Origin of the sequence: Nonomuraea rosea, assembly GCF_039539705.1 — a bacterium.
Taxonomy (GTDB): Bacteria; Actinomycetota; Actinomycetes; order Streptosporangiales; family Streptosporangiaceae; genus Nonomuraea; species Nonomuraea rosea.
On record NZ_BAABDQ010000048.1, the window covers coordinates 13,335 to 27,980 of the forward strand.

The following is a 14,646-nucleotide window of genomic DNA, read 5'->3' on the forward strand; positions in this document are numbered from 1 at the left end:
GTGCGCAGAGAAGCGCCTGTACGGGACCACGGCCGCGCCGGCTTACGCCGGCATCGGTCCGGTCGCGGTCCCGCCCCGAGCACGCCGTCCGGTTCTGCGGTCTTGCGGAAGGCGGGTGAGCTGGTGGCGAAGCTGCGATCCGATCTCGGCCGACACCCTCCGGCAGAAATCTTCGGGGTTCTCGTGCGCGGGAACGGGCTCTGGCACGACCACCCGCACCACCCCGTCCGCGAGCAGATCATGGGAGCCGACACGTTGCCGGCGTGCCATCTCGGCCGCCAGCCGGGTGTCACCGTGCAGGATCACGCTCGCGCCTTCTGGCGGCAGCGGCGACAGCCATGCGTGCTCAGCGGCGATACACGCTCGGCTCGGCAGCAGAGCGAGAGCTGCCCCGCCGCAGCCCTCCCCCAGGAGCACCGACACCGACGGCACAGTGAGCTGGACGAGGTCGGCCAGGCAACGTGCGATCTCGCCCGCGAGAGCCTGCTCCTCCGCCTCTGCCGAGAGCTCGGCGCCGGGGGTGTCGATGACGCAGACCAACGGGCGCCCCAGCTCTTGGGCGATGTGAATGCCGCGGCGCGCGGCGCGCAGGTCATCGGGGCCCACCGAACCGCCGCCGGCCCGGGCACGCCGGTCCTGGCCGATCACCACGCATCCGACCCCCTGAAAGGAGGCCAGGGCGCACAGCATGCGAGAGCCGGGCTCGCCCGCGCCCGTCCCGGACAGGGAGACTACGTCGTCAGCCCCGATGCGCAGCAGCTCACGGGCCCCTGGACGGCCAGGATGACGGCTGAGCCGGATGGAATTCCAGGCGTCCCCCGGGCGTGCCGGCACGGAGGTGCCCGGGAGCCCTGGCCGGGACACACGCACGGGCGCAGTCAGCGAGGCGAGTGCCTTCGTGGTGACCTCGGCGAGCCGGTCGGAGGGTACGACCGCATCGATGACGCCCTTGGCGGCCAGGTTCTCGGCCACCTGCACGCCACTGGGAAAAGGATGGCCCTCGAGCGCCTCATAGACCGAGGGGCCCAGGAAGCCGATCAGCGCGCCCGGCTCCGCGACAGTGACGTGCCCGAGTGACCCCCACGACGCGAACACCCCGCCCGTGGTGGGGTGCCGCAGATACACCAGGTACGGCAGCCCGGCCGCCTTGTGCTCGACGACGGCTCGGGAGATGTCCACCATCGTGACGAAGGCCGGTGTGCCTTCCTGCATTCGGGTGCCCCCGGAGGAGGTCGCGGCGATGAGGGGCAACCGCTCGGCCGTCGCGCGGCGCATGGCCGTCACGATGCGTCCGGCCGCGTCACGGCCGATCGACCCGCCGAGGAAGCGGAACTCGCTCACGATGAGTGCCACCTCGTGCCCTCCGATCCGGGCCCGGCCGGTGACCACGGCCTCGTCCGTTCCCGACCGTTCCCGAGCCTGCGCCAGTGCCTTCTCGTATTCGGGGTCACGTTCAGCGGGCCGGACGGGGGCATCCCACGAATGCCAGGAGTCCGGATCGGTGTTCGCCTCGATCAGCTCGAGGGCGCCCAGCCGACGCGTCATGGGGTCTCAGCGCCGGCCCGGCGCCGCACCGACTGCCCGTCCTGGTTGCGGTCGGCCGACAGGAAGTACATCGGCTCCCGCTCCCCCTCGTCTGCGCCGTAGGGCGGTCCCCAGCCGCGGGTGTCGTCTCCGGGGCCCGGCGCATCGATCGTGGCCGCCCGGGTGCCGAGGTCACCCGGCATCATCGTCGCGTGGGGTCTGGCCAAGGCGCGTGAGAGGTCGACCACGAGCACGCCCTTGCGCGGCCCGTCCGCTTCGGGTCCCGGAGAGGCGCTCATACGGACGCGCCCGATCCCGGCCTCTCATGGCGCGCCTGGTTGGCCACGACCGGGTTACGCAGCACGCCGAGCCGTTCGACCACGACCTCGACCTCGTCCCCGGGCCGCAGGAGCCACGGTGGCGTGCGGGAGTAGCCGACCCCGGACGGGGTTCCGGTGGCGAGCAGGTCGCCGGGGCGGAGGGTCAGGGTCCGGCTGATGAGCGAGAGCGTGTCGCCGACCGTGTAGACCATCTCGTCGGTACGGCCCTGCTGCACCATGGTGCCGTTGACCCGCGTCTCCACCGTGAGCCCGTCGCGCAGGTCGCCCACGACGGCGGCGGGCACCAGCGGCCCGAGCGGGCCGGAACGGTCGCCGTTCTTGCCCAGTGTCCATTGAGAGGTGAGCTTCTGCGCCCGGCGCGAGGTCACGTCGTTGAACGCGGAGTAGCCGACCACGGCCGCCAGCGCCTTGTCCGGCGTGGCGTCGACGAGGGTGTCACCGACCCAGGCCACCACCTCACCCTCCCAGTCCACACCGTCCTCATCGGGCGGCACCGGGATGCCCACGCCGCCGACGGTGAGTGAGCTCGGCCACCGGGCGAACAGCGTGGGGTGCCGGGGCACCCCCTCGCTCGCGTAGGAACCCTCCGCGACGTGCTTGAGGTAGTTCAGCCCGATGCAGATGACCCGCGCGCCGGGCAGCACCGGCGGGACGAATTCGACCTCGTCCAGCGGCAGAACGGCTGCCATCTGGGCGCTGTCCGGCTCACCGGCCAGCCAGCGCCGGGGCTCGGCCCAGAACTCCGCCAATCCGGTGAGTACTCCGACCTGGCGTCCGTCGTCCGTGAGGGTCCCCACGTGGACTGATCCGTCGGTATGGCGCAACCCCACGATGCGCATCGGCATCGATGCCTCCTCAATCTGCCGGTTCGTGCTTGCTGTCCGCGACGTACGCACCCGTCGTCAGGCGGGAAGCGCCGCGTACGTCGTGTCGAGGTACTCCGCGATGCCTTCGAGGCCGCCCTCGCGCCCGAGCCCGGACTGCTTGATGCCGCCGAAGGGCGCGGCCGCGTTCGACACGACGCCGACGTTGACCCCGACCATGCCGCTGGCGAGGTTCTCGACCATGTGCAGCGCGCGCTGCAGGTCACGCGTGTACACGTAGCTCACCAGTCCGTACGGGGTGCCGTTGGCCGCGCTCACCGCCTCCGCCTCCTCGCGGAAGGTCGTGATCGCCGCCAGCGGCCCGAAGATCTCCTCTTCGAGCAGGGCCGTTCCGGGCGCCACGCCGCTCAGGACGGTGGGCTCCACGAACCGGCCGTTCGCCGGCCCGCCCCCCGCCTCGACCACCGCGCCCCGGCCGAGAGCGTCGGCCACCAGGCGTTCGAACTTCGCCACCGCCGCGTCGTCGATGAGTGGCCCGACCTCGGCGCCGTCCTGCCACCCGGCGGCGACCGTCATCGCTCCCATGCGGCCGGCCAGCCTGCTGGTGAACTCGCGGGCGAGAGGCTCGGCGACGATGAACCGGTTGGCGGCCGTGCACGCCTGGCCGACGTTGCGCATCTTGGCCAGCAACGCGCCCTCGACCGCGGCGTCGAGATCGGCGTCCGCGCACACGATGAAGGGGGCGTTGCCGCCGAGCTCCATGGAGGTCCTCATGACGTGGGCGGCGCATTGGGCCAGGAGCAGCTTGCCCACCTCGGTCGACCCGGTGAAGGACAGCTTGCGGGCGAGCCCGGACTCGATGATCGCGCCGACGGCCGCGGCCGGGCGGGAGGTGGTGACGACGTTGACCGAACCCGCGGGGGCGCCGGCCTCCTCGATGATCCGCGCGAGCAGCAGACTGGTCAGCGGCGTCTGCTCGGCTGGTTTGAGCACCGAGGGGCAGCCGGCGGCGAGCGCGGGAGCGATCTTGCGCGCGCCCATCGCCAAGGGGAAGTTCCACGGTGTCACGAGCAGGCACGGCCCCACTGCTCTGTGCTGGACGAGGATGCGGGTCAGCCCACTGGGTGACAGGCGATAGTCGCCTCCAATGCGCAGGGCCTCATCGGCGAACCAGCCGAAGAAGTCGGCGGCGTAGGCCACCTCCCCGCGAGACTCGTTGATCGGCTTGCCCATTTCCAGCGTGATGAGCAGCGCGAGCTCGTCCTCACGCGCGCGCAACGCGGCCTCGACCCGGCGTAGCAGCGCGGCGCGCCGGGCGGGAGACAGGGCGGCCAGCGCGGGCTGCGCATCGCGGGCGGCTCTGATCGCGTCCAGCGCGTCCCGCTCGTCGGCGTCGGCGACCTCGATCAGCGTCTGTCCGGTCGCGGGGTTGTCCACCGGAAACGTCGCCCCACCCGCTGCCGGGCGCCAGCGCCCGGCGATCAGCAGCGTCGACGGGACGTGCGGGAGCGACGGGGCGAGGGCGGGCGTGGCTGGCGCGGTCATCGGTTCCTTCTTTCTTACGGAGTCAAGGCGGCAGCCGGTCACAACACCGCGACGGCACCTACGGGACACCCGGACGCGCCGGTGATGGGCAGCGCGGGCGCGGTGAAGAGGAACTCGTACTTCTCGTAGCGGGCGCACGCGGCCGCGAGTTCCTGGAAGTCGAAGATCTCGCCGATCGCCAGCCCCATGTGGACCAGTGCCACGACGTGGAAGGGCTGGAAGCAGTCGATCTCGTTGGGACGAACCTCGACGCCCCAGGTGTCCGAGGCGACCGCGGCGATCTCCCAGGCGTGGAACCACGGGGCGGTGTGCAGCGACACCCCGGGGGCGGCGCCGCCCGCGTAGTCGCCCCACGCGTGCCGGCGTGCCTGGAGGAAGCCGGTGCGGATGAGCACCGCGTCCCCGCGCCGGATCTGCACTCCCTCGGCTGCCGCCGTGGCCTCCAGTTCCTCGACGGAGATCGCGTAACCGGGCTCCAGAGCGTCCACGCCCAGGTGCCGGGCCACGTCGAGCAGCACGCCGCGCATCACGAACTTGCCCGCGTAGTTCTCCACGCCGTTCTTGGCCGCCCCGCTGGAGGAGACGAGGCCCGCGGAGTGCCCGTTGAACATCCTCCCCTTCCAGAAGATGTGGGAGAGCGAGTCCCACTGGGTGCCGGCCTGGTTGGGCACGATGAGGATGTCGTCGGAGCGTCCGTAGCCCTTGGCCGGGCCGAATCCGGCCGGGAGGATGTCCTGTGCGCCGGCGAGATGATCTGCCCCCGTCGCCGTCATCACGTTGCGCGGGTTGGCCCGCAGGGTTCCGGTCTGAGGGCCTCGCTGGTCGTAAGGGAGCGAGCAGGAGACGGTGATGCCGTGCTCGACCATGGCCGCGGCCCGCCTCACCTCCTCCGGACCGACATAGTTCATCGTCCCCAGCGAGTCGTCCTCGCCCCAGCGTCCCCAGTTCGTGCACTGGTTGATGTAGTCCTCGAGAACATCCGCTCCATCGAAGTCGGACATGTCACCTCCATGGTCATGATCACCCGTACGGCGGGCGGAACGGTTAAGAAGCGGTCGTCGTGCTGAAGACGCCGACCACCCGGGAGCCGAAGGCGTCGATCTCCCGGCCGGTGAGGGGCCCGCCGCTGCGCGTGCGCAGGATCAGCAGATAGCGATAGCGGAAGATCTCGCCGGTGGGCGCATTCGTGATCGTGCGCACGGCCAGCCCGAGAGGCGCGAGAAGTGCGAGGACCTCTTCGAGTTCGCCGCTGCCCTCGACGCGGATCGCCAGGTGGTCGGCGCCCGGTGAGACTTCCAGCGCGGTGGTGAGCGCCCACCACCCGCCGGCGCTGCCGTCGTCGATGTCGGGCTCGATGATCTCCAGTCCGAGCGCCCGCGCCGCGGCCTCGGTGCCGATCACGGCCATGGAGCCGTCGCTCTCGAGCACCTCTCGCGCCGCGGCCACCGAGTTCTGCCGGTGTATTTCGACGGTCGCGGCGGGTAGCCGTTCCTCCAGGAAGCGCCGGCACTGCCGGATGGAGCCGTGTCCGCCGACATGCTTGATGTGCTCCAGGCGGCTGCCCCGCTTGCCCAGGAGGGCGCAGTGGTAGGGCACCACGATCTCGTCGCTGACGAAGAGCCCCTCTCCGGCGAGGATGCGGGTGGCGGTCTCGGTGCATGCGGTGTTGGAGGTCTCGGACGTCAGCACACCGACGTCGATCCTGCCGTCGAGCAGCGCGGCGACGACACCGTCCATGGTCGGGAAGTATTCCGGGCCGGCCAGCCCCGGCCTGTGGCCGAGAAGGGCCCGCGTTGCCTGACCCGCGAACGTGAGCTCGCTGCCCAACGTGCCGACCCGGCGGTCGCTAATACTCACGGCTTCCTCTCAACAGAATAGTGTATTCAGTTCGCCGAAAAAATATAGTGACGCTTCCTCGTCGCTGCCAAGGGCTTCACAGGTGATACGGGCCGCACGGAACGGCGGCCGCCAAGTCATCGGCCCTGGCGGCACGGTCCCTCGGCCGCCGGTTACTCGCCTTCGTCCTTCAACGATCCCAGGCGAACCAGCCGGTCACGCGTGTGCCCGACATGGGTCTCGATCAGGGCGCGGATCTTGTCCTCGTCGCCGCGTTCGAGGGCGTCGAGGATGGCCTCGTGCTCGACGAGCACCTCCTTGCGACGCGGGAGGTCGGGAGCCGCGAGGTGCACATAACGGTAGATCCGAAACCGCACCTCATCGATGATGCTGGACGCAGCGGAGTCACGGCCGTAGAGCAGACGATGGAACTTCATGTCCGTCTGCAGCCACTCCTCCGCCGACATGTCCAAATCCATGGAACGGGCGACGTCCCGCGCCGCCGGAAGGTCGGCCTCAAGGAAGTCGGCACGTGATCGGGCACGGAGCGCGGCGAAGATCTCCAGCGTCTGACGCAGGTCGAAAAGCTCAAGGATCTGCTCAGGAGAGAGCTTCGTGACGACGTAGCGCTGGAAGGGATTCGCATCGAGCAGCCGTTCGGCCTGGAGGCGCCGGAGGGCCTCGCGCACCGGAACACGGCTCACACGCATGGCATTGGCGAGCTCGACCTGGTTGATCTCGGTGCCTGCCGGGATCTCTCCCCGGATGATGGCGTCACGGACCCGCTCGTAGACATGATCTCCGAGCGTCGTCCGCGGAACAGCGCCCATACCCGCGATCGATGTCTGGTCGAGGCTGCCCAGTGTCTTGCCGCTCATGGGAGAGGATGTCGACTTCTTCGGCGCTCTCTCATTACTCTTCGGCACCCCTCAAGTATATAGTCTCGAACGTATACAGTTTCCAGGAAACCAGCGCGCGAGTCGGTCGCATCCCACGGTTCACTCCGGATTACGCCCCACGAAATAGTCCTCGTCGGGGTCTTGGGTCACCCAGAGCCCCGAGTCGACCAGGGCCCGCCGGAAGGCCGCCATCTCACCGCTGTGCAGCCGGTTCGCCGGTACGCGCATGGGGCCGCCGTTGAAGCCCGCCAGCCACGCCTGATATTTCCACGCGGCCCGGTTCACGGAATGGGCATGCGGGACCGGTGCCACATTGCCGTTGGCCCGCCACGCAGGGGCGATCTTCCAGAGCAGGTCCATGGCCTGGTCGATCTTGCCCTCCTGGGCCAGGGCCAGCATCCGCGGAGCGGTGTCGCCATAGTACTCGGTGTTCGAGGTCGCGATCACTCGCAGCGGGACGAGCGCGGCCAGCGCGATGGCCTCCTGGATGATCGGCATGGTGATCAGCACCTTTTCCGAGAGCCGATGCCAGGCGTGCGCGAAGCCGGCGACCGACGGGAATCCTCCTTCGGCCTTCACCGAGACGACGTTCGGCGCGGCGTCGACCAGGTCCGTGAGCATGTCGACCGGCAATGAGGCGGAGTGCAGGCGTTCGAAGCCCCAGTGCGTCATCGGGAAGAGGATGACCGCCAGGTCGGTCGCGTCGCAGAACGCCTTGGTGTAGTCGTAGAGCTCCTGCAGGGACTTCGGGTAGAAGCCCGGCGGGTAGGACAGCAGCGCGAGGCGGGCTCCCGCCGCCGCGGCCTGCCGCGCGGCGACGATGTTCTCCTCCAGGGTGTTGAACGAGGCGTGGAAGATCAGGTTGAGCCGGTCCCCCGCCTCGTCGTGGGCGATCTCCGTGAAGCGGACGTACTCGTCGAGCGTGATGTTGACCTCGCTGACGAGCAACGTGCCCGTGAACCCGAGCTCGATCACCCGCCGGACGTCATGGCGGATGCCGCGCTCGTTCAGGCGGGTCAGATCGGCCGAGAAGCTCGGGATGACCACGTTGTTGACCCCGTGGAAGTGCTCATGGGCCCAGTCCCGCACCTCGTGCTTACCGATGGCGATCGTCATGGTGTGGTTGGTTCTCCTTGTCACAGATGGAGGTGGAAGCGTGCTGCGACGGTCAGCGGCGGCTCTTGGGTACGGCCAGGTCGTCCCACGCGACCCCGAGGCCGGCCTCGACCGCGCGTCGATACACCAGCTCGGCGGCGACCATGTCCTGCAGAGCGGTGCCGACGGACTTGAAGATGGTGAGGTCTCCCTGCGTGTCCTCAGGGAGCGCGGTCTTGCCCTGGAGCAGGTCGCTGAGGCGCAGGACGGACCCGAGGCTGCCGCCCTCGTCGGCGAACCTGCGGATGTCGCCGGACTCGTCCGCGATCTGCTCAGGATCGGCGTCGAAGACGAGAGTTCCCGCTCGCCCGAAGACGGCCGTGTCGAGCTCGCGCAGGTCGCGATGGGTGGAGCCGATCGCGCTGATGTGCAGGCCGGGCGCGAGCCAGTCGGACTCACAGGCGATCGGGCCCCCATAGCCGGTGTTCGTCGCGGTGATGACGTGCTCGACTCCGGCGCACGCTTCGGCGGCCGTGGCGGCCGGCACCACCGGCAGATCGAGCTCCTCGCGCAGGCGGCCGGCGAGCCGCTCCCGGCTCGCCGGGTTCGGGCTGAACACCTTGATCTCGTCGATCTCGCTGACCGCGGCGAAGGTGCGCAGATGAGCCTCGGCTTCCAAGCCGGACCCGAGCACGCCCAGGCGCGTCGCCTTGACCCCCAGGGCCCGCGCGGCGACCGCGCTCGTCGCGGCGGTCCGCGCCGCCGTCAGGTAACAGGCGTCCATCATCGCCAGGACCTCGCCGGTCTCGAGCGAGGCGAGCATGATCAGGTATCGGACGCCCACACCGTTGCCGCCGAAGAACGTCTTGAGGCCCATGACGCCCGACTGGGGCACCACCGCGGGCATGACGCGGAAGAACCGGCCGCCACCGGAAAGGTTCATCCGTCCAGGAACGTCGGCGGGGACCTCGGCATCGGTCCGGATGGCACGGTCGATCGCCTCGACGAGCGAGGCAGGGTCGAGCACGCTACTTACAGAGCGGTCGTCAAGCAGAAGAGTCATGACAGTTCCTAGAGGAAGCGGCACGGTGATCGAGTAGAACGGAATCGGCCGATCGGGCCCGCGGCCCTTGACCAACTCGGCAACTGTATACACTCTAGTGACAACTCTGCACGCGTCAAGTGGTCGCCGGGTGAGCCACATCAAGGCGGGCACTCCGTGGCGGACCCCCGCTGGCGAGATCCCTACTGGCCTCGCCGCTGCAGAAGGACGAGAATCACCCAGACGGCAGCAAATAAGGCCGCAACGGCGGAAATGGGAGCAATCATGGAGCAGTCAGTGGAGCGCCTCGGATACGTCGTGATGGGCGTCCCGGACGTCGCCGAGTCGACGAAGTTCTACGCGAACGTCGGCCATCTCACCGTGCACGACGCCGCGCAAGGAACGAGCTTCCTCGGCGGCGGCTACGATCACCATTGGCTGCGGCTGGAGGAGAACCAGCACCGGCGCGGGCTGCTGCGCGTGGGCTTTCAACTGGCGGGCGACGACGCCCTGTCCGATGTCGCCAACCGGCTGGACGAGCGTGGCATCCGGTTCGCGGAGATCGGCGACCTCGAAGGTGACGGGATCGATCGCGGCCTGCGGTTCACCGACCCCGACGGGGTCGAGGTCGATGTCTACACCGACATGTTGTCCCGTGCCGTGAAGCCGGCCCAGGACGCCGTGCGCATGACGGAGATGCTGCACGCGGTGTGGTTCTCCGCCGACCCGGTCGCGGCGCACCGCTTCTATGCGGACGTCCTCGGATTCCGGGCCTCGGACTGGATCAAGCGCAATGCGGTGTTCATGCGGTCGGCGAACAACTACCACCACTCGCTCGGCATCTTCCGTTCGAGCCCTCAGCGCGCCGCGTCCATGGACCACTTCTGCATCCTCGTGGAGAACATCGACGACGTGATGCGGGCCAGGAACATCGCGCTGCGCCAGGGCGCGCAGTTGCAGAAGGACGTGCTCCGGCATGCCGCGTCCGGTTCGATCAGCGTCTACATCGCCGACCCCATGGCCGGCATCTCCTTCGAGTTCTGCACCGAGCACGACATCGTCGACCCCGACCACCGGCCCCGCCTGCTGGAGGGATCGCCGATCACACGTGACGTGTGGCAGGCGGGCAGCCCGGGCCTGAGCAAGAACGCGCCGCTGGGTGCCACCTCGGACACGCCCCTCCCCCGGACACCCGAGGAAAGCAACCTGGCCGACATGGCGAACTCCATCGCCTGAGGCCGGTGGTCCCGGCTCGAGACTTGAGAAACCGTTCCACCGCGCCCTCCGCCGGGGCGCCGGTGGGACGGCACGGCACGACCTCATGTGCCCCGCAGGCTCTCCGCGACGAACTGTTCGACGTCCCAGCGATCCACCGTCAGCCCGTCGAGGTTCGACTGCCGTGCGGCCATGTCGAGCATCGCCTTGTTGGCGGCCAATCCATAGGGAAAGGGGTCGGCGCCGAAAGCCGAAGCCTGCCAGTCCATGTCGTCGTTCCCCTCGCGGAACACCCCGGCGGCCGCGCGGTCACGCCGGTACGCCTCCCGCTTGGCGGCCTCGAACGCCTCGAAGAGCGCCTCGGGCACCCACGGCTCCCTCTCGACCAGACGCCGCTGCACCAGCACGGCGTGGTTGACCGGCAGGAAACCCGTCTTCTGCCGGAAGTCCGCCATGAACCGGCGGCCTCCGTCCGGGAAGAGCCGCGCCACCTTGCCGGTCGAGGTGTCGATGACGGTCCCGCCTGCCGGGAACGACGCGTCAAGCTCGCCGCTCTGCAACATGCGATTCACATCACCGGCGCCGGTCCAATGCAGGCGCACGCCCTGGGGCGGGTTCGCTTCGAAGCCCATCTGCCGGCCATGGCTCTCCTCGCCCTGCCGTCCGATGTACCAGTCGATGTCCTGGGGGCGGATGCCCCAGAGCACCTCGAGCTGCGCGCGGAACCACAGGCCCGCGGTCATGGTGTAGTCGGGGATCCCGAATCTCTTGCCCAACAGGTCGGCGCCGCTCTCGATGCCCGCGCCGGTGTTCACCCACGTGTTCAGCCCCAGCGTGGCCTTGCTGGCGAAGACCGGGATCATCACCCAGTCCCACAGGTCCTTCGGCCGCTGGCGGGTGACGATGAAGTTCGAGATGGAGAACTCGAACACGTCGTGCGCGCTGTCACGAAGGTGCATCGAGTGCAGGTCGCCTGCCTGACCGCCCTCCCACCTGATCTCGATGCCCTTGGGCTGGACGGTTCCGTCGACGAGCGGCGCCACCAGCGGATTCGGCGAGAAGGTGCCGCGCAGCTGCAACGTCATTCCGACCTCCAGGTTGGACTGCAATTTGGGGAAAGAGTATACAGTTGCCAGCTTTTCGGCCAGGGCCTGGCTCGCGAGATCGACCGGCCGCGCGACCGCGCCGCGTTGCCCTTGCACGACAGTCGTTTGTCACGCGACGGCAATACCGATGTAACCCTTGACACCGATTCCGGCATCAGTAATCTGTATACACCTGACACCGTCACGCACGTGACCTGGACCGTTACGTGATGGAGCAATGGCTCGGTCAGGCTCCGGCAGCCGACACAGCATGAGACAGCAACCGTTAGTGGATGGCAATAACCCGATCGGAGAACGCGTTCCCGGCTGCTCAAGCAGCTGAGGCACGTTGAGGAGGGCTGAGAATTGGGCGACGTTTCGCCTCAAGTCGCCGACACCGGCACCGCTGGGGTGCCCGTGGTGGAGTTCGACGATGTGACGGTGTGCTACCCCGGCAAGGGCACCGTCCGTCCTGCTGTGGTGAACATCAACCTCACCGTGTCCAAGGGACGCTTCGTCTGCGTGGTCGGACCCAGCGGATGTGGCAAGTCCACACTCCTGCACGTGTGTTCGGGCCTGCTGAAGGTCACCGATGGAGCGTTCCGCTACCAGGGGAAGGAATGGAGCAAGCTCCACCCCGGGATCGGGTACGTCACCCAGCGGGAGACGTTGCTGCCCTGGAAGACGGTCCTGGGAAACATCGCGCTTCCGCTCAAGATCAACGGCATGCCGCGAGCGGAGCGGCGCGACAGGGCGACCGACATGGCCGGGAGCGTCGGTCTCGGCGATTGGCTCAACGCCTACCCACGGGAGCTGTCCGGCGGCATGCGTCAGCGCGTCCAGCTCGCGCGCACGCTGGTCACCGAGCCGGCGCTGCTGCTCATGGACGAGCCGTTCGGCGCCCTCGACGCCGTGCTCCGGGTGCGCATGCAGGAGTTCCTGAAGTCCAGGATCGAGGGCACCGATCTCACCACGATCTTCGTGACCCACGACCTCTCCGAGGCGCTGACCCTCGGTGACGAGGTGGTCGCCATGGCGGGAGCGCCGGGCAGTATCGACCAGATCGACCAGCTCGAGGACCTCCCGCGCAAGGTCTCGGCCGTCGAGCTCCGGCAGGTGCCCGCGTACGCGGTGCACGAGGCCAGGTTGTGGAAGACGATCGCCGGCAACCTGTCCGCGGACGGTGTCGCTCTGAGCAACTCCGCCGCCGAACGCGACGGCGACCACACCATGACTGCCGCGCCCCGCGGCGGGAGGGAAGTCTCATGACGACAGTGGCACCCAAATCGGTGTCCAGGCCGTCGTCCGGTACGGCGGCATCGGCCGAGGAGCGGGACCGGCGCCGGGAGCGACTGGTCGACCAGGTCAGGCTCTGGAGCATCCGGGTCGTCATCGTGGTGGTCCTCTGCGGGACGTGGCAGTTCGTCAGCGGCCGGATCTTCCCCGTGTTCATCGTCTCCAGCCCGGCGCTCGTCGTCGAACGCTTCGGCGACTTCATGGAAAGCGGTCAGCTCCTCTCGGACCTGGCCTACACCATGCGCGCCTGCGGCCTCGGCTTCGTGATCGGTGCGCTGATCGGCAGCACGCTGGGCCTGCTCTTCGGCGTCTACGAGTCCGTCTCGCGGGTCATCGCACCGTTCGCCTCCATGCTCTACTCCACTCCGAAGATCATGTTGTCCCCGCTCATCGTGGTCTGGGTCGGCGTCGATCTCACCATGAAGGTGTTCGTCGCGACGTTCTCGTGCATGTGGGTGATCTTCTACAACGTGTGGAACGCCACCCGGCGCATCGATCGCAACCTGCTCGACCAGTTCCGGCTGATGGGCGCGAGCCAGCGCCAGATCATCGGCGGCCTGTATCTTCCCTCGGCGATGACCTGGCTGCTCACCAGCCTGCGAGTCGCGTTCCCCATCGCGCTGATCGGTGCTGTGGTCGGCGAGTTCGTCGCCTCCTCGCAGGGCCTGGGTTACCGGGCTCTCGACTCCGGCCAGCGCTACGACTCCGCGGGCGTGCTCGTCGCAGTGCTGACGATCACCATCACGGCGATGACCATCGATTCGGTTCTTCGGATGATCCAGCGCAAGGTGGCGCTGTGGCAAGGCGAAGGAGTGCAGGAATGAGCAGGTCCAGCACCACGAGAAGGTACGGGCTGGCGCGCATCGCCTTGAGCGTTCTGCTCGGGGCATCGGCGCTGACCTCCTGCGGCAGCGGCGGCCAGACGATCACGGCGGACGCGAAGACCGGCAACCGGAAGATCCGGATCGCGGCGCCGTTCATCTCGACCATGAACTCGGCCGTCCTGTACGCGCAGGGCAACGGCATCTTCCAGAAGCACAACATCGAGACGGAGTTCGTCGAGATTCACGGTGCCGGCGGCCTGCAGGCGACCCTCGGCGGCAGCACCGACATGGCGATCACCTCGTCGGTCAACCCGGTGGCCGCCCTGCAGCAGGGCCAGGAGTTTCCGATCATCGCGCAGATCGGAGACGGATTCCCCGAGTCGGTCCTCATCACCGCCGCCGAATGGAAGAAGAGCGGCCTGAAGGACGACTCTCCGCTGAAGGACAAGATGAAGTTCCTCGCCGGCAAGCCGTGGGGCGTCTCCAGCCCCCAAGGGTCGAGCAGCTACATGGCCAAGTACATGTTCCAGCTCGCCGGTCTGCCTGACGACGGCTTCAAGCTCAATTCGCTGGGTTCCGCTCCAGGGACGCTGGCCGCGCTCAAGAGCGAGAAGGTCGTCGCCGGCAGCATGGGCTCGCCCTACCCGCAGGTCGCGGAGGCGGAGGGCTACGCGAAGGTCTTCATCGACGTCAGCGGTGGCGAAGTACCTGAGCTGAGAAACACCGTGACGTCGGTCGTCGCGGTCACTCCGGAGTTCTACAAGAACAACAAGCAGCTCGTGGCCGACTTCAGACAGGCTCTCGGGGAGGCGCAGAAGCTGGTCTACGAGGACCCCAAAGCGGTCGACGAGTGGATCTACAACACGCACTTCAAGGGCAGCCCCAAGGAGGCCGTGCTGGCGGGCGTCCAGGACCAGCGAGACGGCGGCGCCATCGCCAAGCAGCCCCAGGTCAACGAGCAGTCCGCCGAAAGGCTGGTCACCTTCATGAAGGCGACGGGCCAGCCCGTGCCGGACGACTGGCGCAAGATCTTCGTGGACCTGTCCGGCTGAGCGACCGACCGGAGCCGGACGTCCGGGACCACCCGAACCGGTCGTGCGCCGGCCACACGGCCACGACC

14 protein-coding genes are annotated in these 14,646 nt (G+C 68.4%); 4 read left to right on the top strand and 10 right to left on the bottom strand.

Going from position 1 to position 14,646, the window contains the following annotated elements; translation table 11 throughout:
- Positions 1–42: 42 nt before the first annotated feature.
- The 9 genes from ABEA43_RS57415 to ABEA43_RS57455 all read right to left on the bottom strand — a co-directional run bounded on the left by ABEA43_RS57415 (position 43) and on the right by ABEA43_RS57455 (position 9,127).
- Entirely contained in the window at positions 43–1,545 is a 1,503-nt protein-coding gene (locus ABEA43_RS57415; protein ID WP_345576097.1) for a carboxyl transferase domain-containing protein, read from the bottom strand.
- The gene (locus tag ABEA43_RS57420; RefSeq protein WP_345576100.1) at positions 1,542–1,823 is read right to left on the bottom strand and encodes a CoA transferase; all 282 of its coding nucleotides are present in this window, start codon (positions 1,821–1,823) and stop codon (positions 1,542–1,544) included. The genes ABEA43_RS57415 and ABEA43_RS57420 overlap by 4 nt, the downstream gene beginning before the upstream one ends.
- Positions 1,820–2,710, bottom strand: coding sequence for a fumarylacetoacetate hydrolase family protein (locus tag ABEA43_RS57425; RefSeq protein ID WP_345576102.1), 891 nt, complete (start codon positions 2,708–2,710; stop codon positions 1,820–1,822). Before ABEA43_RS57425 ends, ABEA43_RS57420 begins: the two co-directional genes overlap by 4 nt.
- 57 nt (positions 2,711–2,767) lie before the next feature.
- Positions 2,768–4,234, bottom strand: a complete 1,467-nt coding sequence (locus ABEA43_RS57430) for an NAD-dependent succinate-semialdehyde dehydrogenase (RefSeq protein WP_345576104.1) — start codon at positions 4,232–4,234, stop codon at positions 2,768–2,770.
- A 38-nt stretch (positions 4,235–4,272) separates the two neighbouring features.
- Positions 4,273–5,235, bottom strand: a complete 963-nt coding sequence (locus ABEA43_RS57435; protein ID WP_345576106.1) for a cyclase family protein — start codon at positions 5,233–5,235, stop codon at positions 4,273–4,275.
- 43 nt (positions 5,236–5,278) lie between these two features.
- A complete protein-coding gene (locus tag ABEA43_RS57440) occupies positions 5,279–6,091 on the bottom strand; it encodes a prephenate dehydratase domain-containing protein (protein WP_345576108.1) in 813 nt (270 codons plus the stop codon).
- A 152-nt stretch (positions 6,092–6,243) separates the two neighbouring features.
- A complete protein-coding gene (locus ABEA43_RS57445) occupies positions 6,244–6,948 on the bottom strand; it encodes a GntR family transcriptional regulator (RefSeq protein WP_345576110.1) in 705 nt (234 codons plus the stop codon).
- A 120-nt stretch (positions 6,949–7,068) separates the two neighbouring features.
- Positions 7,069–8,085: a dihydrodipicolinate synthase family protein gene (locus ABEA43_RS57450; protein WP_345576112.1), complete on the bottom strand. Its 1,017-nt coding sequence runs from the start codon at positions 8,083–8,085 to the stop codon at positions 7,069–7,071.
- Positions 8,086–8,137: 52 nt separating this feature from the next.
- Positions 8,138–9,127, bottom strand: a complete 990-nt coding sequence (locus ABEA43_RS57455; protein WP_345576114.1) for an ornithine cyclodeaminase family protein — start codon at positions 9,125–9,127, stop codon at positions 8,138–8,140.
- Between the two features lie 264 nt (positions 9,128–9,391).
- On the opposite strand from ABEA43_RS57455, the gene ABEA43_RS57460 reads away from it, so the two are divergent.
- A complete protein-coding gene (locus ABEA43_RS57460) occupies positions 9,392–10,342 on the top strand; it encodes a VOC family protein (protein WP_345576116.1) in 951 nt (316 codons plus the stop codon).
- 83 nt (positions 10,343–10,425) lie between these two features.
- On the opposite strand, the gene ABEA43_RS57465 is transcribed toward ABEA43_RS57460, so the two are convergent.
- Positions 10,426–11,523 (bottom strand): substrate-binding domain-containing protein, encoded by a 1,098-nt coding sequence (locus ABEA43_RS57465; protein WP_345576118.1) that lies wholly within the window; start codon positions 11,521–11,523, stop codon positions 10,426–10,428.
- A 249-nt stretch (positions 11,524–11,772) separates the two neighbouring features.
- Here ABEA43_RS57465 and ABEA43_RS57470 point away from each other — a divergent pair, with 249 nt between their 5' ends.
- Genes ABEA43_RS57470 through ABEA43_RS57480 form a run of 3 tightly spaced genes read left to right on the top strand, consistent with a single transcriptional unit; the run spans position 11,773 to position 14,578 of the window.
- Positions 11,773–12,675 carry an ABC transporter ATP-binding protein gene (locus ABEA43_RS57470; protein WP_345576120.1) on the top strand — a complete coding sequence of 301 codons (903 nt, stop codon included), beginning with the start codon at positions 11,773–11,775 and terminating at the stop codon, positions 12,673–12,675.
- Positions 12,672–13,526 carry an ABC transporter permease gene (locus ABEA43_RS57475; RefSeq protein WP_345576123.1) on the top strand — a complete coding sequence of 285 codons (855 nt, stop codon included), beginning with the start codon at positions 12,672–12,674 and terminating at the stop codon, positions 13,524–13,526. Before ABEA43_RS57470 ends, ABEA43_RS57475 begins: the two co-directional genes overlap by 4 nt.
- The gene (locus ABEA43_RS57480) at positions 13,523–14,578 is read left to right on the top strand and encodes an ABC transporter substrate-binding protein (protein WP_345576125.1); all 1,056 of its coding nucleotides are present in this window, start codon (positions 13,523–13,525) and stop codon (positions 14,576–14,578) included. Before ABEA43_RS57475 ends, ABEA43_RS57480 begins: the two co-directional genes overlap by 4 nt.
- The last annotated feature ends 68 nt before the right edge of the window (positions 14,579–14,646 follow it).

Excerpts from the sequence above, each read along its gene's own strand:
- ABEA43_RS57420 (WP_345576100.1), bottom strand. The coding sequence starts at position 1,823 with ATGAGCGCCTCTCCGGGACCCGAAGCGGACGGGCCGCGCAAGGGCGTG.
- ABEA43_RS57445 (WP_345576110.1), bottom strand. The coding sequence starts at position 6,948 with ATGAGCGGCAAGACACTGGGCAGCCTCGACCAGACATCGATCGCGGGT.
- ABEA43_RS57425 (WP_345576102.1), bottom strand. The coding sequence starts at position 2,710 with ATGCCGATGCGCATCGTGGGGTTGCGCCATACCGACGGATCAGTCCAC.
- ABEA43_RS57455 (WP_345576114.1), bottom strand. The coding sequence starts at position 9,127 with ATGACTCTTCTGCTTGACGACCGCTCTGTAAGTAGCGTGCTCGACCCT.
- ABEA43_RS57460 (WP_345576116.1), top strand. The coding sequence starts at position 9,392 with ATGGAGCAGTCAGTGGAGCGCCTCGGATACGTCGTGATGGGCGTCCCG.
- ABEA43_RS57450 (WP_345576112.1), bottom strand. The coding sequence starts at position 8,085 with ATGACGATCGCCATCGGTAAGCACGAGGTGCGGGACTGGGCCCATGAG.
- ABEA43_RS57415 (WP_345576097.1), bottom strand. The coding sequence starts at position 1,545 with ATGACGCGTCGGCTGGGCGCCCTCGAGCTGATCGAGGCGAACACCGAT.
- ABEA43_RS57475 (WP_345576123.1), top strand. The coding sequence starts at position 12,672 with ATGACGACAGTGGCACCCAAATCGGTGTCCAGGCCGTCGTCCGGTACG.
- ABEA43_RS57430 (WP_345576104.1), bottom strand. The coding sequence starts at position 4,234 with ATGACCGCGCCAGCCACGCCCGCCCTCGCCCCGTCGCTCCCGCACGTC.
- ABEA43_RS57480 (WP_345576125.1), top strand. The coding sequence starts at position 13,523 with ATGAGCAGGTCCAGCACCACGAGAAGGTACGGGCTGGCGCGCATCGCC.
- ABEA43_RS57435 (WP_345576106.1), bottom strand. The coding sequence starts at position 5,235 with ATGTCCGACTTCGATGGAGCGGATGTTCTCGAGGACTACATCAACCAG.